19 protein-coding genes and 1 tRNA gene are annotated in these 20,929 nt (G+C 48.9%); 12 read left to right on the top strand and 8 right to left on the bottom strand.

The annotated features are described in order from the left end of the window. Window positions 1–38 precede the first annotated feature (38 nt). Window positions 39–1,094, bottom strand: coding sequence for an S-methyl-5-thioribose-1-phosphate isomerase (gene mtnA / locus IPL32_14475; protein MBK8467023.1), 1,056 nt, complete (start codon window positions 1,092–1,094; stop codon window positions 39–41). Between the two features lie 155 nt (window positions 1,095–1,249). Here mtnA and IPL32_14470 point away from each other — a divergent pair, with 155 nt between their 5' ends. From IPL32_14470 to IPL32_14450, 5 genes are all read left to right on the top strand, one after another. Further along, window positions 1,250–1,915, top strand: a complete 666-nt coding sequence (locus IPL32_14470; protein ID MBK8467022.1) for a DoxX family protein — start codon at window positions 1,250–1,252, stop codon at window positions 1,913–1,915. A 78-nt stretch (window positions 1,916–1,993) separates the two neighbouring features. Next, window positions 1,994–4,177, top strand: coding sequence for an alpha-glucan family phosphorylase (gene glgP, locus IPL32_14465; GenBank protein ID MBK8467021.1), 2,184 nt, complete (start codon window positions 1,994–1,996; stop codon window positions 4,175–4,177). A gap of 16 nt (window positions 4,178–4,193) precedes the next feature. Beyond that, window positions 4,194–4,928, top strand: a complete 735-nt coding sequence (locus tag IPL32_14460) for a hypothetical protein (protein ID MBK8467020.1) — start codon at window positions 4,194–4,196, stop codon at window positions 4,926–4,928. Next, window positions 4,913–5,221, top strand: a complete 309-nt coding sequence (locus IPL32_14455; protein MBK8467019.1) for a DUF971 domain-containing protein — start codon at window positions 4,913–4,915, stop codon at window positions 5,219–5,221. Before IPL32_14460 ends, IPL32_14455 begins: the two co-directional genes overlap by 16 nt. A 27-nt stretch (window positions 5,222–5,248) precedes the next feature. Beyond that, complete coding sequence (locus IPL32_14450) at window positions 5,249–5,521, top strand: hypothetical protein (GenBank protein MBK8467018.1); 273 nt, start codon at window positions 5,249–5,251, stop codon at window positions 5,519–5,521. A 72-nt stretch (window positions 5,522–5,593) separates the two neighbouring features. Here IPL32_14450 and IPL32_14445 read toward each other — a convergent pair whose 3' ends face one another. Further along, window positions 5,594–6,946: an energy transducer TonB gene (locus tag IPL32_14445; GenBank protein MBK8467017.1), complete on the bottom strand. Its 1,353-nt coding sequence runs from the start codon at window positions 6,944–6,946 to the stop codon at window positions 5,594–5,596. Window positions 6,947–7,190: 244 nt separating this feature from the next. On the opposite strand from IPL32_14445, the gene IPL32_14440 reads away from it, so the two are divergent. The 6 genes from IPL32_14440 (at window position 7,191) to IPL32_14415 (ending at window position 12,853) form a co-directional block, all read left to right on the top strand. Beyond that, window positions 7,191–8,474, top strand: a complete 1,284-nt coding sequence (locus tag IPL32_14440) for an insulinase family protein (protein ID MBK8467016.1) — start codon at window positions 7,191–7,193, stop codon at window positions 8,472–8,474. A 57-nt stretch (window positions 8,475–8,531) separates the two neighbouring features. After that, the gene (gene ubiE, locus IPL32_14435; GenBank protein MBK8467015.1) at window positions 8,532–9,221 is read left to right on the top strand and encodes a bifunctional demethylmenaquinone methyltransferase/2-methoxy-6-polyprenyl-1,4-benzoquinol methylase UbiE; all 690 of its coding nucleotides are present in this window, start codon (window positions 8,532–8,534) and stop codon (window positions 9,219–9,221) included. 60 nt (window positions 9,222–9,281) lie between these two features. Further along, complete coding sequence (locus IPL32_14430) at window positions 9,282–10,262, top strand: ABC transporter permease (GenBank protein MBK8467014.1); 981 nt, start codon at window positions 9,282–9,284, stop codon at window positions 10,260–10,262. Window positions 10,263–10,311: 49 nt separating this feature from the next. Further along, window positions 10,312–10,767: a hypothetical protein gene (locus IPL32_14425; protein MBK8467013.1), complete on the top strand. Its 456-nt coding sequence runs from the start codon at window positions 10,312–10,314 to the stop codon at window positions 10,765–10,767. Between the two features lie 24 nt (window positions 10,768–10,791). Further along, the gene (locus IPL32_14420) at window positions 10,792–11,601 is read left to right on the top strand and encodes an ABC transporter permease (protein ID MBK8467012.1); all 810 of its coding nucleotides are present in this window, start codon (window positions 10,792–10,794) and stop codon (window positions 11,599–11,601) included. Between the two features lie 79 nt (window positions 11,602–11,680). Beyond that, window positions 11,681–12,853 carry a VWA domain-containing protein gene (locus IPL32_14415; GenBank protein ID MBK8467011.1) on the top strand — a complete coding sequence of 391 codons (1,173 nt, stop codon included), beginning with the start codon at window positions 11,681–11,683 and terminating at the stop codon, window positions 12,851–12,853. 35 nt (window positions 12,854–12,888) lie between these two features. Here the strand turns inward: IPL32_14415 and IPL32_14410 are convergent. The 6 genes from IPL32_14410 to IPL32_14385 all read right to left on the bottom strand — a co-directional run bounded on the left by IPL32_14410 (window position 12,889) and on the right by IPL32_14385 (window position 18,198). Further along, window positions 12,889–12,964, bottom strand: a tRNA-Lys gene (locus IPL32_14410). 79 nt (window positions 12,965–13,043) lie between these two features. After that, on the bottom strand, window positions 13,044–14,354 hold the full coding sequence (locus IPL32_14405) for an adenylosuccinate synthase (protein MBK8467010.1): 1,311 nt from the start codon (window positions 14,352–14,354) through the stop codon (window positions 13,044–13,046). A gap of 9 nt (window positions 14,355–14,363) precedes the next feature. Beyond that, entirely contained in the window at window positions 14,364–15,854 is a 1,491-nt protein-coding gene (locus tag IPL32_14400; protein MBK8467009.1) for a glycogen synthase, read from the bottom strand. Window positions 15,855–15,878: 24 nt separating this feature from the next. Beyond that, window positions 15,879–17,237, bottom strand: a complete 1,359-nt coding sequence (rho, locus tag IPL32_14395; GenBank protein ID MBK8467008.1) for a transcription termination factor Rho — start codon at window positions 17,235–17,237, stop codon at window positions 15,879–15,881. A 361-nt stretch (window positions 17,238–17,598) separates the two neighbouring features. After that, on the bottom strand, window positions 17,599–17,880 hold the full coding sequence (locus IPL32_14390) for a hypothetical protein (GenBank protein ID MBK8467007.1): 282 nt from the start codon (window positions 17,878–17,880) through the stop codon (window positions 17,599–17,601). Window positions 17,881–17,985: 105 nt separating this feature from the next. Continuing rightward, window positions 17,986–18,198, bottom strand: coding sequence for a hypothetical protein (locus IPL32_14385; GenBank protein MBK8467006.1), 213 nt, complete (start codon window positions 18,196–18,198; stop codon window positions 17,986–17,988). Between the two features lie 293 nt (window positions 18,199–18,491). Between IPL32_14385 and lon the strand changes: the two genes are divergently transcribed. Then, window positions 18,492–20,915: an endopeptidase La gene (gene lon / locus IPL32_14380; GenBank protein ID MBK8467005.1), complete on the top strand. Its 2,424-nt coding sequence runs from the start codon at window positions 18,492–18,494 to the stop codon at window positions 20,913–20,915. Window positions 20,916–20,929: the final 14 nt, after the last annotated feature.

Below are 20,929 nucleotides of genomic sequence, written 5' to 3'. Positions count from 1 at the left end.
ACTTACGGGAACCCAGTCGCTACCGCTCCCGGTTCTGACTATTGCTCAAACTGCTTCTTTAGACTCTCAGTATAAGGCGCCCGCGCTACGCCTTTTTCGGTGATGATCGCTGTAACGAGATCGTTTGGCGTGACGTCGAAGGCGTAGTTGGTGATGCCGACGCCGTCGGGGGCAAGTTGGTGCTCTTTGACGTGGGTGACTTCGACGCGGTCGCGGATCTCGATGGGGATCTCTTCGCCGGTTGGGGTGTTGAGATCGACTGTTGAGAGCGGGGCGGCGACGTAGAAAGGGATGTTGTGGCGTTTAGCGAGGACGGCGACCATGTAGGTGCCGATCTTGTTGGCGACATCACCGTTGGCGGCGATGCGGTCGCTGCCGACGACGACTGCCTGGACGTCACCTTTTTTCATAATGTGGCCGCTCATGTTGTCGGTGATGAGCGTGACGGGAATGTCGTCCTGCATTAGTTCCCATGCAGTGAGACGTGCGCCTTGGAGATATGGGCGCGTTTCGTCGGCGATGACGGCGATGTGTTTGCCTTGATTGACGGCTCCGCGAATTACTCCCAATGCAGTGCCCCAAACGCCGCCGGTCGCGAGGGCTCCGGCGTTGCAGTGTGTCAGGACGGTCGAATTGTCATTTAACAATTCGCCTCCGAATTGTGCGATCAGGCGCTGGGCTTCGATGTCTTCGTCGTGGATGGCTTTCGCGTCGGTTTTTAAAATCTCTTTTATCTCGCTGACCGACTTCCCTTCTGCTTTGGCTGTTTGGAAAGTGCGGTTCATTCGGTCGAGAGCCCAAAAAAGATTGACTGCCGTAGGACGAGTTTTGCCGAGGATGTCGCTGACGAATTCGAGTTCGTCGGCGAGGTCTTCGACACTTGTGCCGACAAAATTCTTTGCACCAAGCGCCACTCCATACGCCGCCGAAACTCCTATCGCGGGCGCTCCACGCACGACCATATCGCGAATGCCATCAGCGACGCCGTTGTAGTCGCGATACGTCAACCATTTTTCTTCGGTAGGCAGCAGACGCTGATCAAGCATCGCCACGCCTTCGTCCGTCCATTTAACAGGGATAATATCTAATTTCATAAGTCCGTTTCTCTGCAAAAACCTTGATTATAGCGAAGAATCTAATGTTTGTCTTTTAACCTTTCGATCTTTGCGAGTTCGCGTGCAATCTTCTCCCGCAAAGCCGCCAAGAGAAAGAAAAGAACTTTTGGCTCGCTTATGCCGTTTGTAATGCTATGAAGCTCGAACACACGCTAGACGATCTGTACGTTGCCCTAACACGCCGTTGGTGGACTCAAATGTTTACGGCTTTTACGAGGTGTTTACTTGCATTGGCTTTTATTCCGCCGAGCATTCCAAAGATCATGCACAAGCCGTTCACGACGCTGCCCGATTCAAATCCGGTCGGACATTATTTCAATGCATTGATGGATACGGGCTTTTATTACGAGTTCATCGGTTGGTCGCAGATAATGGCGGCGATCCTGTTACTAATCCCTCGAACGTCGCACATCGGAGCGATGATATTTTTGCCGATCATTGCTAACATCGCAGTGCTAACGTGCTCTGTCGGCTTTCAAGGCACGTGGCTGCTGACGATCTTTATGTGCCTCGCGGCTGTTTATCTCGTCGCATGGGAATACGACCGGCTGAAGCCGCTGATCTTTTTTACCCGTGAAGACAAGCCGCGCAGATTTAAGTATCAATATGTTGCGATATCACTGTTTTTTGCCGGCGGCGGCGTTGTGATGGGTGTTCTGTGGTGGATGATACGCCTCGGCAATTTTTCAGACTATTTTCGCGTCGGTTTTGGATTGACGATCACCGGAGCGATATTCGGACTCATCGTGGCTCTGCATTACAGATCTATGCCGGTTGGGCATTTAAGTTCTACACAATAAAAACCAGGGAAATTTGATACTCGACCGTCATTCGTTATATATTCGTGTGTCACCATTCAAAATTTTTATCAACGCATTATGACGGAGGCCTCGACCGATATCACAACTCAAGCAGTAAGCCCTCAGACGGAAACGAATTTCAGAACAGACTTTGAACTCAGACGTGAGCTGCCCGAACAGCTTAAGCCGCTAGCTGAGATCTCGTCCAATTTCTTCTGGTCATGGCAGCCGGAAGGCATCGCTCTTTTTCGCGATCTTGATCCAGCTTTGTGGGGTAAGTGTGAGCAGAGCCCACGGCTTTTGTTAAAAAAGATTGAGGGACTACGCCTTTGGCAGAAAGCTGCTGATACCGACTATGTCGAACGCGTTCAGCGATTTAGCCAACAGTTTCAGAAATATCTGGCGACGAATGACGATTCGCGAAAAACCGAGTTTGCTTATTTTTGTGCGGAGTATGGCGTGCACAATTCCCTGCCGAATTATTCGGGCGGCCTTGGCATTCTCGCGGGCGATCATCTGAAATCAGCCAGCGACCTTGACCTGCCGCTGAAAGCTGTCGGGCTGCTTTATCGCTACGGATATTTTAGGCAAAATATCCGTCACGACGGTTGGCAGGAAGAATCTTACAACGACGTTTTTGAATCGGAGTTGGCATTGACGCCGGTTTTTGAGTTGGACGGCAGTCGAATGACGGTCTCGGTTCATATTCGCGGACGCGAGGTTGTCGCTCAGGCTTGGCTTGCGCGTGTCGGGCGCATTTCGCTTTATTTGCTCGATACAAATGTGCCGCAGAATAGCGAAGTTGACCGTTTGATCACCGGACATCTTTACGGCGGCGACACCGAAACTCGGATCGTGCAGGAAAAGGTCCTCGGCATTGGCGGTGTGAGGCTGTTGAGAAAGTTGGGAATCGATCCGTCGGTTTTTCATCTCAATGAAGGACACTCTGCATTCTTGACGCTCGAACTTGCACGTGAATACCTTTCTTTATTTCCTAACGCAACGTTTGCGGATGCCAGCACAGCCGTCCGACAAAAATGCGTGTTTACTACACACACGCCTGTGGCGGCGGGCAATGATGTATTTGCTCCACAGTTACTCAGCGAGTGTTTTAGCGATGAATATATTGCATCATTAAAGTTAACTGAAGAAGAGTTTCTAGCTCTCGGACGAGCTGATCTGGCTGACGCCGCTGAATTTTTTGGAATGACGCCGCTTGCGATACGTATGGCGCGTTCGGCCAATGGTGTCAGTGCAAAGCATGGCGAAGTTTCACGCAATTTGTGGCTCAAGATGTTTCCTGATCTTGCGGAATCTGGTGCGGTGCCTATCACATCGGTGACAAACGGAGTTCACGCACCGACTTGGGTTGCTCCGCCGTTGCAGACGCTTTATGAGCGGCAGATAGGTCCGAATTGGTGTGAGATCGTTCGCTGCGGTGACGCTTGGGCTGACGCAGTTAAAACTTTGTCCGATTCCGATATTTGGAACAGTCATCGGATGCTGAAAAATCTTTTGATCGCATTTATTCGTGAGCGAACACGTTCGAAAGACACAGGCACCCAAGACACCATTAACGAACACGAAAATACTAAACATCTGTTCTCGCCGGATGTTCTGACCATTGGTTTTGCTCGCCGTGTCGCGGCGTATAAACGCTGGGACTTGCTGTTTTCCGACATCGACCGCTTGCTCAAAATGGTTGACGCCCCTGAACATCCGGTGCAGTTCGTCTTTGCCGGAAAAGCTCATCCGCAAGATCGCACTGCGAAAACAATTCTCCAGGAATTAATGAGCATCAACCACGAATCGAACTGGCAAAAGCGCGCGGTTTTTGTCGAAGATTACGATCAGGAAGTCGCACGCTATCTGGTGCAGGGCGTTGATGTTTGGATGAACGTTCCGCGTCGCCCGATGGAAGCCAGCGGCACCAGCGGAATAAAGGCCGCAATGAATGGTGTGCTAAATTTGTCTATACTCGACGGCTGGTGGATCGAAGGTTTCAACGGCGACAACGGTTTTTCTATCGGCGAACTTTCCGCTGAGAAGACTGATGAAGAAATGGACGCCGCCGACTCTGAGGCTCTCTACTCCGCTCTCGAAAACGAAGTCATTCCGGCGTTCTATTCAGTCGATGAACACGGCCTTCCAATTGAGTGGATAAGACGAATGAAAAACTCAATCGCCACGCTCACACCGCAGTTTTCGAGCGATAGAATGGTCAGCGACTACTTGAACGACATCTATCGTCAGATTAGCTAACGCCTAAACGAAACATATGCCAGAAACTTCTGAATTCAACGCCGGCGCGATCAAGCCCATCGAATGCGTTCGCGAAGGTTGGGAGCTGATCAAGGACGAGTATTGGATACTGCTTGGCATTTCGATCGTAGGAGCTCTGATCGGCGCTATTTCGATGTATGTTTTGATCGGAGCGATGATCTGCGGGATATTCGCCTGCTATCTGAAAAAAATCGATGGCGGACGTGTTGTTTTTGACGATCTGTGGCTTGGATTCAAGTTTTTTTGGCCGAGTTTGCTCGTGACGCTTGCCATCGTCGTGCCAATCGTCGTGTTCACGATAATAATGTTCATGACGATATATCTGCCGATAATAACTGCGGCGGTAATGGGAAATAAGGCCAACGAAGGTGCGATCCTAGGCACATTTTTAGTAGGGCTTGTGATCGATATCGTCGTTGCGGTCGTGATGGTCTGCATTCATTCGCTTTTGATATTTTCCTTTCCGCTGATCGTTGATCGCGGCCTTTCGAGTTGGGATTCGATGAAATTGAGCGCGAGGGCCGTAATAAAAAATCTCGGCGGCATCGGAGGATTGATCCTGGTCAATATGGGCCTTGCGTTGCTCGGTGAACTTGCGTTTTGCATTGGCTTGTACTTGATGATACCGATCATCACTGCCGCAAACGTCGTCGCATATCGAAAGGTGTTTCCCGCTGCTAATCCACGCAACTTTGCTCCGCCACCGCCAAACGCATACGAGGGAATATAATTATCTCAATCGAACCTACACAAATCGTTGAAGAGTCCAACCAGCAAATTTCGATCAAATGGTCGGACGATGCCGTGACGCAATTCACCGCCGCGCAGCTTCGACGCAGTTGCCCTTGTGCATCGTGCGTCAATGAGTGGACCGGCGAAAAGATCCTCCGCAGCGACAGCATAGCCGAGGATATTACATTTAATAACATGTCTATCGTCGGACGGTATGCCCTCAATTTTATATTCTCCGATGGCCACGATACCGGGATTTTCAGCTTCAAATATTTGCGGGACCTATCTTAGCATTGGCATACGCGGTATAATCGGCTCATGCAAGAACGCGATATTTTCGACGAACGGCAAGAGGTCAAGACGGCGAGTTTCTCGTGTCCTAATTGCCGCGAGCGCAACGATTACGAAGTTCGATGGCTAAAACGCATCAAGCGAAAACAAGCGCCCCGAAACTTGAACGAACACGAACGTGCGCAATTTCAAAAGTCGCGCGATTACATGGTGCGGGTTGACGATATGCTGATGTGCAAGAATTTGCGCTGCCGCAAAAGATTTGATATTCCGTCGTCACAGACAGTCGTTTTTATTTAGTAATTTCGTCGTGATAAAATGAAGGGGCTGTCCGTTCGGACAGCCCCTTTTCTTAAATAACAAACACTATTCTCAATAGATTCCAAACGTATACTCCAGTGTTCTGGTTATAGTTTGTGGAACGCCGTCCCTTTTTGCAGGTTCAAAGCTAATCCTTTTGGCAGCGGCTATTGCCTGTTCGGTTAAGCCATTCGGCAGTCCTCTTACCGTGGAAACCGATCCTATTTGTCCCGAAGCGAGAAAAGTGACCTTTAGTACAACTACCCCTTGAATATTAGCGACACGAGCTGCATCGGTATATGGCGGTTTCGGTTTTGAAATAATCTTTACGGATTGCGTGACACCGACTGGCCGTGGTGGAGGCGGCGGACCACCATCACCATCGCCTGTTCCATTTCCATTACCGTTTCCGAGGCCGCTGCCGCTGCCTGAACCATCACCCGAACCGGTACCTGTTCCACGACCGCTGCCCTGGCCTGTTCCAGTTCCGCTACCCTGTCCGCCTCCTGAGCCGGTTCCGTTGTTCCAGTTTGTAAATCTGCCGTTCGGATCGCCGTAACGGTCATATTTCTGTTCGAATGTTCGATTTCCCTGCGTCGAAGCCGGCGGTAATGTCAGCGTCGGATTTGTCATCCTTGGAATCGCTTGCGGAGGCCTTTCAGGTTTTTCTGTCTGGTTGGCGAGGTCGCCTTTTGTCGTTTCTTCTTCCTCTTTACCGCCACCGCCGCCACCACCAGCGTCTTTATCTTTTTTCTGCTGCACTTCCTCTTCGACCGTCATCGGTACTTCATCAAGGAGCGAAGCTAAGAAGGTGTCTTCATTGATCGCGCCGACCTCAAGGTCCTTGGCGAAGATGCTGTAAACAACACCTGTCATCAGCGAGAAAATGACAAAGAAGAGCGAACCCAACATCAGCGTGTTGCGCTGTTTGACATTCTTTTCCTCGATAACCGTGACGTAAAAGTTGCCATCAGACGCATAAGCATCGTGTTCAGCTTCTAACGAATTACGTTTTCCGTCCGCATCGACAGGTTTCGTCTGGACAAATACATCCGCAGATGTTGCCAAGGCTTTTGCACCCTTTGCGACAGGTTCTTTAACCGTCTTTTTCGCGGCCGGAACCGTTGCAGCTTTTATGACCTGCGTAACCTCGGGTGTTGTAGGAGCAACTTCGATGATCGGTTCTTCAACAGTGTCGATCTCCGTTGCCGGTGCTGCCTCCTGCACTGTTTCATTAGGTATTTCGAGGAGATCAATAGTTTCAACCGCGACAGGTGCCGCTGCGGCTTCCTGTGCGGACGCGTTTGCCTGTTCGAGCGGATTCATCTCAAAAGCTTCGAGAGCTTTGCCGCAATCAGGGCAAAACGCGAACTTTGCGGCAAATCCTTCATCACAAGAATTGCAATACTTAACAATTTTTCCCATTTTCCGACCTCTTAATAACGCTCGCATGACGAGCGACATACTAATAAACTAATTATACCGCGATTTTTTCAGAAGTTAAGCCTTTTTCAACAAAATTTTCCAAAGATCGCGGCAGTGCGATTCTTTCAATCTTTATAGATGCCGCTGCTGTTTGACGCGATGCCTGCGGGCATCTAATATTTTCATTTGTGAAACTAAGCGAAAGAGCCTTAAGTCTTGAGCCTTCAGTTGTGAGTGATAAAAAATGATTCTAGCATTTCGAAATATTGTTATTTGCACTTTTCTTGTGACAATTGTTCTTTCGTCTGTATTTTTTTCACAGACAACACTTCCGGCGCCAAAACAGGAAAAGCTGTTGAACGGGCTTAGGGTCTTGATGTGGCAGGATGCAAAGGCCGAGCAGGTTTGGGTGACTATCCGTGTTCATTCGGGTTCGGCGTTTGATCCGCAGGGCAAAGAAGGTTTAATGCAGATGCTATCCGACAATCTTTTTCCGAACGAAGCGTCGCGGGAATTTTTCAGAGAGGATCTGGAAGGCGATCTCAAGATCACAACGACTTACGACTACATCCAGATCGATGCCATGTCAAAACCCGACAGTCTTTTGACAATGCTCGAAACGGTTGCGACGGCGATCTCTAATCCGGTCATAGACAAAGAAACTACGACAAAGCTGCGTGCCGACCTTTTGGCAAAGATAACTGGAATGGAAGCCGATCCGGCATATCTCGCCGATCGGGCGGTCGCGAAAAGACTACTTGGAACATTTCCATACGGCAGGCCGCAGAACGGAACGGTCGATTCGCTAAAGAAAATAGATTTTGGTGATCTGATCGACGCAAAGACTCGTTTTGTGACCGCCGATAATGCAACGCTCACGATCTCAGGCAATTTTGACAGAGCAGCCGGTTTTAGGGCGGTCCGACGATATTTTGGCGGCTGGCTCAAATCGGACAAGAAAGTGCCTGCGACGTTTCGCCAGCCGGATGCTCCGCCGGCCGGAGTTCAGATCATCGCTTCACCCAAGGCCGAAGTGACGGCTGTTAGATTTGCGATTCGCGGAACTTCGCGTGGCAGCAAAGATTTTGCGGCATCGTCTGTCTTTGCAGCGATACTCGAATCCCGGTTGAAGGCGCGCGTTCCCGAGGCTTTTGCTTCAAGGGTTTTTGTGCGGAATGAAATATATCTTTTGCCCGGCGTGATCACGATAGGATTCTCCGCAGGTAAAGACGATCTTGGCACCGGAAATGGCAAGGTCGATGCTAATGATCTGATAGCCAAGGCACTGTCGGACGCCGTAACCGACGCCGAGTTTCAATCCGCCAAAACAGTGAGTGTCGCCACTTGGAACACACGAACAGCACCACTGTTTTGGCTGGACAATGACACATATAAAACTACTTCGATCGAAACCGATCGGCTCGTTTTCAACAACCTAGCGCTCGCCGATGTAAGAGCATATGCGGACACCGTTAAAGGTTCGCCGATGGCTTCCGTCCTCGTAAACACTCCGCCAGCGAAAAACTGATCGATGCAAGCCGAATTAAATCCAAAGGAAGCGGCCCATTACGCCGCCGTAAAGGAGATGTTTTCGGGCATCGCCAAACGCTATGACCTGCTCAATCACGTTCTGTCACTCAATATCGACAAACGCTGGCGCCGGCGTGTTAGATTGGAAATTCAGAACATTCTCGATGATAAAAATGCGGTCGTCCTTGATGTGGCCTGCGGAACCGGCGACCTGTCTATCGAATTGACGCGAGGCACAGAAGCCTCGGTGATCGGCACTGATTTTTGCCGTCCGATGCTCGCGGTTGCAGCGAAAAAAAACATTACAGAAAAAACTGCGATTCCCTATCTCGAAGCCGATGCAATGTCGCTTTCGTTCGCCGACAGCACTTTTGATGCTCTGACGATCGCGTTCGGGCTCCGCAATCTGCCTAATTTCGAGAATGGCCTGAAAGAACTTTACCGCGTTCTAAGGCCGGACGGAAAACTTGTAATTCTCGAATGTTCTCATCCGCCGCTGCCGGGATTTCGTCAGCTTTATCATTTTTATTTTGGCCGCATACTGCCCCGTATCGGCGGCATCGTCAGCGGTTCGCACGGTGCGTATAAATATCTGCCCGACAGTGTTTCAAAGTTCCCTCACCAGCGCGAGCTCGTCGCTTTGATGGAGCGGGCGGGTTTTAAAGATGTCAAATACACAAATCTAACCGGCGGCATCGCGGCAATCCATGTTGGACAAAAAATGCAGAAGCCCGCACATCAGTAAGGGTGGAACTTCTGCATCGCACCAATTTGTTATAAAATTTCTCTGCACACCGGCATTTTGATGAAATACAAGTTCCTCAATTTCGTACGCCAATTCGCGCTGATGCTGCTTGTCATCTGGACTGTGGTTTCGCTCGTGACACTACTAATCGAGATCGTGCCTGGCGATCCTGCGACAGTTATCCTCGGCGAGACAGCGACGCAGGAACAGCTGCAGAATTTCAGGACAAGGCATGGACTCGACCGTCCGGCGTTTTTCTTTTCTTACGGTTCCGAGAACGGTTTTGCGTGGAATGGCAGTGACAATCGTTACGCCGATTATTTTTTCGGATTGCTGCAAGGTGATCTCGGAACCTCTTTTCGAACTGAGCGACCGGTGAGAGATATGATATTCGAGCGTTACCCTGCGACGATCAAACTGGCTCTAGCGGCTATGCTCGTCGCGATCGGCATTGCGTTACCGCTCGGAGTACTTGCCGGCTCAAGAAAGAACTCACTTGCAGACAATGCCGCGTCGTTTTTTGCCCTTCTCGGAATATCGCTACCAACATTCGTTATCGGTCCGTTTTTGGTTTATATCTTTGCGGTTAGATTAGGCTGGTTTTCGCCAACGGGCAGCTATTATCCCGAAGACATTGTTTTGCCTGCCGTCACTTTGGGAGCCGCACTGTCAGCAATACTGACACGCATGGTGCGTTCGAGCGTGATCGAAGAACTCGGCGAAGATTACGTCCGCACCGCCCGCGCAAAAGGCGTCAGCGAGCGAATGGTCTTATTCAAGCATGTACTAAAAAACGGCTTGATACCGGTCGTTACGATTCTGGGTTTGCAGCTTGGCGTTTTGCTCGCTGGAGCGATCATCACCGAAAAGATCTTCAACTGGCAGGGCCTCGGACTTTTGCTTTTAGAAGATGGTATCAGCAAGCGCGATTACCGCCTGGTGCAAGGCTGCGTCCTCGTCATCAGCGTCACTTATATTTTGGCAAATTCGCTTACGGATTTTGTGTATCGCAAACTAGATCCGCGAATAAGACTCAGCTAATAGTTAACTATAAGTGATTCTGTCTAACCAATTAAAGGAATTTATTTAGATGCAATATTTTATCTTTGCTATATTTACCATTTCTATAATTTTCGTTCTAAACCTTGTTGTCATTTCGCAAACTAAAGTCGATCAGACAGATGTTCCGACTGTAACTAGCTGCCAACTAAATGACTTGCCAAATTTCTATGATGGCAAGGTTGTAAGGGTAAGTGGACGATTTTATGGAACTTTTGAAGGTTCGAGTCTGACTGATAATTCCTGCACCGGAGATGAGAAATCAATTGAATTTTCCTATGATTGCAAAACCGAAAAGCAGTGCGAGATTTTATGGAAGCCAATAAATGAAAAAACAATAGGTGACATTATTGATGGACGGCTTGCCGACGTCGTCGTAATCGGCACGATAAAATATGTGAAAGTGGGTAAAAATGAAAACCGACTTCCAGTCATCATCTTAGTTCAAAAGGTCGAAAAGGTATCGCGGATCGTAAATAAGCACTAACGCTTTCGAAACTTTCCGCTTCTCATGAGCAGACTTGCATATATCGGAATTGCTATTGCAGCGTTGTTTATCCTCGCTGCGATCTTTGCGCCGTGGATCGCGACGTATGATGTGACGGCTCAAAATCTTGCGATGCGATATGTTGGGCCGTCGGCGGAACATTGGTTTGGAACCGATGGGCTTGGACGCGATGTGTTTTCGCGCGTTGTTTTTGGTGCCCGCATTTCATTGCAGGTCGGCATTACCGTTGTCGTGGTCTCGTCGATTATTGGAACTGTCATTGGAGCAGTCGCCGGATTTTATGGTGGTCTCGTTGATAAGTTTCTTTCAGGGTATGTCTTTAATGTCTTCCTCGCATTTCCCGGACTTCTGCTGGCGATCGCTTTGGTAGCGTTTCTCGGTGCGGGCCAGGGCAAGCTGATAACGGCTTTATGTGTGATCGGATGGGTTGGATACGCTCGAGTGATGCGGGGACAAGTTCTGAAAGTGCGCGAGTATGATTACGTCCTCGCTGCCCGTGCTTTAGGCGCGAGCAATATGCGCATTTTGTTCACGCATATTTTGCCAAATGCCATTCAGCCGCTTATCGTTCAGGCATCGCTCGGCATGGCCGGAGCAGTTTTGTCGGAAGCATCGCTCTCATTTCTCGGCCTGGGAATTCCACCGCCTGCCCCTAGCTGGGGAACGATGATCGAAGAAGCCCGACAGTTTTTCAGCACCTCGCCGCATATTCTGTTTTTCCCAGGTGTTGCCATTGCGTTGACCGTATTAGCATTCAACTTCATCGGTGACGGCCTTCGCGAATATCTCGATCCAAAACAACGCAGCCGATGAAATCAAAAGTAAGTAACCCTTTTGACCCATAATGCATCTTAACGCAGTTAACTATAGTTTTTGATCGAGGTGGCCTCCAATGAAACGATTTTTTCCTATTTTTTTGTGTTTGTTCCTCTTAACCGTCGCGGGGTTTGCTCAGTCAGGACGAAAGGCAGTTTCGACGCCTAAGCCGACACCTGTCGCTGTTAACGCTGACGATCCGTCGCAATTTTCCGAATCAAAACCGCGTCCACCAAGAACATATCGTAAAACAGACAAATTTCCCGACGTTGGCGACAGGAAAAGTTCCCAAACTCAAATTAGTCCTCAAACACCCTTAAATACTGCCGACGATGACAATGGTGAGATCCTAAGAGTCGAAACAAATCTGATCACAATACCTGTCTCAGTCTTTGACCGCAACGGCCTTTACATTAAGAACCTGCGACAGCAGGATTTTAGGATATTCGAAGATGGTAAGGAACAGGAAATCGCCTATTTTGGTGCAACCGATAAGCCCTTCACGGTCGCATTGCTGCTAGACACGAGTTTGTCTTCAGAATTCAAGTTAGAGGACATAAAGCGCTCCGCCAAAGCATTCGTCGATCAACTGGAACCTCAAGACAGCGTTCTGGTGATCGAATTCAATGGCGACGTGAAAGTAAGGACCAAGGCTACGAACAACCGGGAGCAAATATATAAGGCGATAGACAAGGCGGATTTCAATTCCGGAACCTCGCTTTATAATGCCGTGGACGAGGCCTTGAGAAAGCAATTGTCGCGGATTGCGGGACGCAAAGCCGTTGTGCTTTTCACCGACGGTGTTGACACCACATCGCGAAAAAATAGTTACGACGGAACGCTCAGTTATGCTGAAGAATCAGATTCATTGATCTTTCCCATTTATTACAATACCTTTTTTGATGTCCGTGGCCGACAGAATCCCGGAATTTGGGGCGGCTTGTCCGAAAAAGGAACTCGGTCCGAAGATTACGCACTTGGTCGAAAATACCTTGAAGATTTGGCCGATGTAACCGGGGGACGCGTTTTCCGTCCCGAGTCAACACCTGGCGGCCTGACTGCAGCTTTTGAAGGAATTGCGGAAGAGCTTCGCCGTCAATACAACATAGGTTACGTTCCGAAAGAAGAAGGTAAAACCGGCCAGCGTAAACAGATCAAAGTTCGCGTCAGCAGGCCAAATCTTGTCATCAGGACTCGGGACAGCTATATTGTGGGTTCGTCCGAACCATCTGCAACACCCGCCAAATGAAAAAGTGCCCACAAGCGGACACTTCTAATTGAAAATGGTGATCCGAGCAGGACTCGAACCTGCGACCCAGTGGTTAAAAGCCACTTGCTCTACCGACTGAGCTATCGGACCACAAACGATAATTCTACAGTGCAAAATGTAAAATGCAAAATGTTCAACACTTTCTTCATTGAGCATTTCACAACCTGCATCATTTGAACCATCCTTCCATAACTGAATCTTTTAGGATTATTGTCTGATCGCGTTCGGGACCTGTAGAGATCAAGCCAATCTCGACACCAATCTGGGCAGAGAGAAATTCGACATAAGCCTTTGCTTTTGAAGGTAATTTATCAAATGCAGTAATGCCAAGCGTTTCGCTCATCCAGCCAGGTAAGGTTTCATAAACGGGTTTAATGAGACGAAGCTCGCTAGATACGGCAGGAAAGGTGTCGATGCGTTCGCCATTGATCTCGTAGCCCACACAAACCTTGATCTCATCCAAAGCGTCAAGCACATCAAGTTTTGTAAGTGCAACCGAATCGAATCCGTTCAGTTCCGCAGCATAACGAGTCGCTACTGCATCAAACCAACCGCATCGACGCGGTCGCTTTGTAACCGAACCGTATTCACGGCCGCGTTGGCGAATCAGATTCGCCATGTCCTCTTCAGATTCGACCATCTCGGTTGGGAATGGCCCTTCGCCCACTCGTGTAGCGTATGTACGTACAATGCCGAGAACTCCGGTGATATGATGCGGCGGTATGCCGGCACCGACCGACGCTCCGCCGGCTGTCGGATTTGACGAAGTCACATACGGATACGTGCCATGATCGACATCCAGCAATGTCGCCTGAGCACCCTCAAGCAATATTTTTTTCTTCGATTTTCGGGCTTCGGCAAGAAAATGCGAGGTTTCGCAAACGAAAGGTCTTAAGCGTTCAACAAGCGGCGAGATCTCCTCGAGTATTTCATCCGCACGAAGCGGCTGTTGTCCAAAAAGGACAATAATGCGATTTGCTTCTTCGAGGTTGCGTTCGATCCGAAGTTTTAGCAACTCCGGCGACATCGCGTCGGCAACACGAATGCCGCGCCGTCCTGCTTTGTCTTCGTATGCGGGACCGATGCCACGTAAGGTCGTGCCAATCTTCTCATTGCCAAGCCTTTCTTCCGATGTGTGATCCAACGCACGGTGATACGGCATTATCAGATGAGCTCGGCTCGAAACCTTGAGCCGGTCAGGCGTGACTGAAATTCCCTTTTCGGCGATCTGATCGACCTCTTCGAAAAATGCCTTCGGGTCGATGACCATGCCATTGCCGAGCACGCACGTTTTGTCTTCGTGAATAATGCCAGACGGCAAAAGCCTTAAAACAAAGGCGTTATCGCCTACATAAACGCTATGCCCCGCATTGTGTCCTCCTTGATAACGAGACACGATATCAAACCGGTCCGCCAGCAGATCGACAACCTTTCCTTTTCCCTCATCGCCCCACTGGGCCCCGATTATTACAATTATCATCCGTTATTCTCAATTGCGAAGTGTCCAATCGTATAGTTCAACATAATTTCTCGCTGCATTTTCCCATGAGTTATCAACCGACATTCCGTTACGTTGGATCTTTGCCCAAGTCGTTTTGTCTTCGTACGCAAAGCGAGCCTCGTATATTTTCTCAATTAGTTTATCTGCTCGGTACTCCGAAAATTTAAATCCGTTTCCGGTCCCGCTCACGGCATCAAAATTCTGCACAGTATCATCCAAGCCGCCGACCGCCCGAACTATCGGCACAGTCCCGTATCTTAACGAATACATTTGGTTCAATCCGCAAGGCTCAAACTTCGACGGCATAAGGAACATATCCGCGCCGGCTTCGATTAAATGTGCCAAGCTTTCATTGTAACCGATATAGACGCCGACACGCGAAGGTGCATAATCACGCAGGGTCTGTAGAAACTTTTCCGAATCTTTTTCGCCTGACCCAAGAGCAATAAAGTATCCGCCTGCGGCGAGAATGTCGCCAGCACCCTGTTTTATTAATTCGACTCCTTTCTGTGATGTAAGGCGCGTAACACCAGCAAAAATGGGGAGGTCGAGTTCAATGGGCAACTGAAATTGCTCTAATAGAGCGCGTTTACACTCTTTTTTACCGCTTAAGTCATTTATTGAAAAATGCGTCGGCAGTTCCAAGTCTGTTTCAGGGTTCCAAACCTCGTAATCGACGCCGTTTGTAATTCCGATCAGACGGTTTGCCCGCTGGCGTGTAAGCCAGTCTAGCCCATAACCAAATTCGCCGGTCTGGATCTCATAACCATAACGTTTTGAGACTGAAGAAATCGTATCAGAAACTTCAAGTCCTGCCTTCATTGCAGAAGCATAACCATTGAAACTAAAACTACTTACCGCAAAGTCAGAAGTAAAGCCTAATGCAGGTAATTCGCCCAGTCCAAAGCCGCCCTGATAGGCCATATTGTGTATGGAAAATACAGTTCGCGTTCCCTGCCAATACTGTTCGTAACGACGTCTTGACGCGATCTCTACAGCTGCAAAACCACAATGCCAGTCGTTCAGATGAACAATGTCCGGTGCCCTACCGATACGCTCCAATAATGCCAATGCAGCGTGATTAAAAAATGCAAACCGTTCGTAGTCTTCTGTGTAGCCGTAGATCGAATCACGATGGAATAACGACGGGGCGTCGATCAAAAAGGTTGGCGAACCATTTGCTTCGCTGTAAAAGGCCTTAGCATGGTAGGGACGCCCGCGCCAGGTCACCCAGAGATCGTCAATAGCCGTTTGCCAGAGATATTCGCCCTTGGTCTGCCAATAACAAGGGGTGATAAGCAGTGAATCGATGCCGATCTGCTTCAAAGCCTTTGGTAAAGCCCCGGCAACATCACCAAGCCCTCCGGTCTTTGAATATGGAACTGCCTCAGCAGAAATTACGGCAACACGCATAAAATGAGAAGCGTAAATAGTAAATCGCGAATAGCAGAAAACATCAAACGGCTTTCTGCTATTCACGATTCACAATTCACAATTAACCAACTAAGTTTGCATTGAGGCCAAAAATTCAGCGTTCGTCTTGGTCTTTGATAGGCGTTCAAGTACGACTTCCATCTGCTCGACCGGCGATAGTGGATTAAGTACTCGCCGCATGACCCAGATGCGGTTAAGATTTTCCTTGTCGATAAGCAATTCTTCCTTTCGTGTGCCTGAGCGCTGCAGGTCGATCGCAGGGAATAGACGCTTGTCGGAAAGCTTGCGGTCGAGATGAATTTCCGAGTTACCCGTTCCCTTGAACTCTTCAAAAATAACATCGTCCATTCGAGACCCCGTATCGATCAATGCAGTTGCAATGATCGTCAGGCTGCCGCCTTCCTCGATGTTTCGAGCCGCTCCAAAAAATCGCTTAGGACGCTGAAGAGCGTTTGAGTCAATACCACCTGACAAGATCTTGCCCGATGGTGGAACAACTGCATTATGAGCGCGAGCGAGACGCGTGATCGAATCGAGTAGGATGACGACATCACGTTTGTGTTCGACCAGACGTTTTGCTTTTTCGATCACCATGTCAGCAACCTGAACATGACGCGTGGGCGGTTCGTCAAAAGTCGAACTAATGACCTCGCCCCTGACGCTGCGCTGCATGTCCGTAACTTCCTCTGGCCGTTCATCGATCAACAAAACGATCAACGATACCTCAGGATGATTTTCCGTAACGGAATTTGCGATCGTCTGCAAGAGCATCGTCTTGCCCGTTCGCGGTGGAGCAACGATCAACGCACGTTGGCCTTTACCTATCGGCGTAACTAGATCGATGACACGAGCCGAAACTTTGTCCGGATCGGTCTCGATCTCCATCTTGAGCTGTTCGTCAGGATAGAGAGGCGTCAGATTATCGAAAAAGATCTTTTCGCGAGACTGCTCAGGAGCTTCAAAGTTGATCGCTTCAACTTTAATTAGAGCGAAATAACGTTCGCCTTCCTTTGGCGGACGGATCTGTCCTGAAACAGTGTCGCCGGTACGGAGGTCAAATTTACGTATTTGCGAAGGGCTTACATAAATGTCGTCAGGGCCGGGCAAATAGTTGTATTCAGGTGCCCGCAAGAAACCAAATCCATCGGGCAACGTTTCTAGCACGCCTTCGGAAAAGATCAAGCCGCTTTTTTCGGTTTGAGCAGCAAGGAGTTTAAAGATCAGCTCCTGCTTTCTGAGGCCAGTCGCTCCTTCGATGCCCATTTGCTTGGCTATATGGGTCAACTCGCTGATCGACATGTCCTTTAATCCTGCCAGATTGAGACTTGAATCGTCAGCCTTTCCATTTGAGGGCGGCGTTTTCGTCTCAGATGGAGCTGCCTTGCTCTCAACTATGTCGTCGTTTATCGGTTCGGTTTCTTCACTCATGGGCGTAGTTGATTCGTCGTCTGTGGCCTTGGCCACTCGAGGCTTTCGGGGTGATGTGGTTTTTGTTGCCATGTCAGTCAAATAAAAATGAGAATCAGAGAACTGCACTTATTAGTTCAGCGACTATTACAATTTCCCTCGCGCGTGACGCTTAAACGAAAAAGGATAAAACTTATAGGACGGAGAAAATCGTATGGATTGTATGTAGTATTGCCAGTGAATTAAGCCACAAAGCTTTAACGCGATACCCAGATATTATTCGGGAAAATCAATTATTACAATATTCAATACCAAAAATCAACCAAAAAATCGATTTTTTTGCCTTTAAGCAACAAAAACCACTCAGGGAGGATTCTTCGCTTTATACTTCGATCATCTTTGTTCCGGGGGGCTGGATTATTTTTTTTCCGGCTAGAAGGTCATTAGCACTGAGAATCTGTATCTTTGGATAATCGCGATCTAGTTCGTCTGAGTGGTATGTTCCGGCCGAAGTAGCTTCCTCGATCATCGGCGTTGTAGGCGGATTAGAAGTAACAAGCACGCCAATTGCGGCGTGCTCGATCTCAACAATACCGCGCAACTCTCTTACTTGCTCGCGACCAGCAACGCTACTCCTGACCTGGACGATTACAACAGGGTTCATCTTGGCAAAGATTTCACCAAAAATGTAACACAAACGACATCCAGTTCAAAACAGGCCTCAACTAAACTGAGGCCTTGCTGAAAATATGAGGGATGTAAAAGCAGGCTAGCGATTTGCGGGAGCGGCGGGCGCCGTGACTTCGACATTTATCTTTTGAGGCACCGGATTGGCGGCACGACGCAGGAAACCGCTGTAATAGAGGGCTCCAACGATCATGCCGACGATAATAATAAATGCGATCGCCCAAATGAAATTACTCGCTGTTCCGCCACCGCTTTCGACCGGAATCACTTCTTTTTCAACTACAAATTTATCCATATTTCCTCTCTTTCTGTAAAGTTTGTTACTCTCTCCATAGAACCATGCCGGTTTTGAAGATAAATGTATGTACGGCTGCGTACAAAAGGCATTGCCAACTATATTTTCGGCGCCCCAATTACCTGGATACAAAAAAGTAAAATCAACGCGTCAATGTGCCTTTATAGAAAAAGCAAAGGCAAATTATGGGTGTTCGGGCAAAATTCGTATTGCTTTTGTATTTCGATTTTGCGTAAATAGAATCACAACCACTTTTCGAACTGACAGAGCCTTTTCCATAGAGATTTTCCAGTATGCAAGAATTTACAGACCAAATGCCTTCAGACATCGAGCGTTTTCCGATGGTTCCCATCCGTGACGTCGTTATTTTTCCTTTTACTAAGGTTGCATTCAAGATCGGTCGACCTTCATCGGTAGCCGCTCTTGAGCAGGCAATGGCCGGCGAGCGGCAGATATTTCTTGCGACTCAGCACGACGCTACGGTCGATGAACCGTCTCCGGATCAAATCTACTCAACAGGCACGCTCGGCAGGATATTGCAGGCGCAGCGTCAGGACAACGGACAGATAAAGGTCGTCGTCGAAGGACGTGAACGCGGGAGAGCGGTTCGTGTCGAGCATGACGCGGACGGGATGTTTTTTGCCCATGTCAAACGCTTAGTTTCGACTGATGAATCTGGCTACCACACAGACGGTTTGCTGCAAAAGATCCATACGCTGGTCGAGCAGTTTTTGCGTGTTTCGCCCGACGCTTATTCGGACGCTCTTCACGCTAGCCTGCGCGGAGTTTCGGCTGCGCAGATCGCGGACTCAATGTCGTCTCACCTCCGTATCGACGTTCAGGAAAAGCAGGAACTTCTCGAAACCGCTTCTGTTGCCGGACGATTGCAAATGCTGATCACTATTCTTGAGGCTGAGATCGAAAAGAAGCAGATGGACCGCAATATCCATTCGCGAACGAAAAAGCAGATGGACAAACATCAGCGCGAGTACTATCTCAACGAACAGATCAAGGCAATTCACAAAGAACTCGGCCGCAAAGATGAAAAAGCCGAGCTTGAAGATCTGAAAAAGAAAATATTGAATGCAGGCATGACCGAAGAAGCGACCGAAAAGGCAATGCAGGAATTTTCCCGCCTTGAAGCAATGCCTCCGATGTCGGCAGAAGGAACTGTTGCAAGGACATATCTCGACTGGTTGATAAATGTACCATGGACGGCAAGATCCGAGGAGATCGAGGACCTTGCAGAAGCTGAAAGGACATTGAACGAAGATCATTACGGCCTCGAAAAGATAAAGGAACGCATATTGGAATTCCTCGCCGTACGCCAGCTTGTTAAAAATCCGAAAGGAACGATTTTGTGTTTTGCAGGCGCTCCTGGCGTTGGTAAGACATCTCTTGGCAAATCGATTGCCAATGCCACAGGACGTAAATTCGTCCGTCTTGCTCTAGGCGGAGTACATGATGAAGCAGAAATTCGCGGACATCGTCGGACGTATATCGGTTCGATGCCGGGACAGATCGTTCAGTTAATGAAGCGCGCCGGAACAACTAATCCGGTCATCTTATTGGACGAAGTGGATAAACTCGGACGCGATTATCGCGGCGATCCAAGCGCGGCTTTATTAGAAGTGCTAGACCCCGAGCAGAACAGCACGTTCCGGGACCACTATTTAGATGTAGATTACGACCTGTCACATGTCTTTTTTATTGCGACCGCAAATGTACTTCATACCATCCCACCGGCATTGCAAGACAGGCTTGAAATATTAACCTTGTCGGGCTATACCGAACGCGAAAAGATCGAGATCGCAAAGCAGCATCTGATCGGTAAGCAGTGCGAGAACTCTGGTATTGATAAAGATAGCGTCGTGTTTACCGATGAAGGAATTTTGGAGATCATCCGTCATTACACACGAGAAGCAGGCGTTCGCAACCTAGAGCGCGAGATCGGCTCTTGCCTGCGCAAGATCGCACGACAATTCGTCTCAACGGAAGACAAGACTGATTTTCGTGTTGTTATCGACGCCGACAAGGTCAAGGAATTACTTGGCACAATTCGGTTCCGCAAACAGGACATTGCCCGCAAGAGCGAGATTGGCCTTGTAAACGGTTTGGCATGGACGGAAGTTGGCGGTGACGTTTTGCAGGTAGAAGCGACGCTTGTAAAAGGCAAAGGTGAGGTCACGTTAACAGGCAAACTCGGCGAGGTTATGCAGGAATCGGCCAAAGCCGCTTTGACCTGCGTAAGGACGAGGGCCGAAGAACTTGGCATCGATCCGACGGTTTTCAGGGAATACGACCTTCACATTCATGTGCCTGAAGGAGCTATCCCTAAAGACGGACCAAGTGCGGGCATTACAATGGCAACCGCAATGGTTTCCGCTATGACTCGAAAAGCGGCGCGGCATAATGTCGCAATGACGGGTGAGATCACTCTGCGAGGCAAGATTCTACCTATTGGCGGTGTGAAAGAGAAATTGCTTGCTGCTCATCGATTTGGCCTGAAGACTTTGATTCTTTCACAGGAAAATGAGAAGGATTTGGTCGATATTCCCGAGGAGGTCCGCGACGATCTTACGATACACCTTGTGGATACGATCGATGAAGTTCTCAATTTTGCATTGGAAGGCAACATCGCTGTCGAGAACATAGAAACTCCGCAGATATGGAATCCCGATGCAGGATCGCAGGAAATATCGGCTGATCTAAAATAGCAGGTCTCTGACTA

This window comes from Chloracidobacterium sp. (assembly GCA_016711345.1).
Lineage (GTDB): Bacteria > Acidobacteriota > Blastocatellia > Pyrinomonadales > Pyrinomonadaceae > OLB17.
The sequence above is the reverse complement of the archived record's forward strand: the minus strand, read 5'-3'. Positions and strand labels throughout refer to the sequence as shown.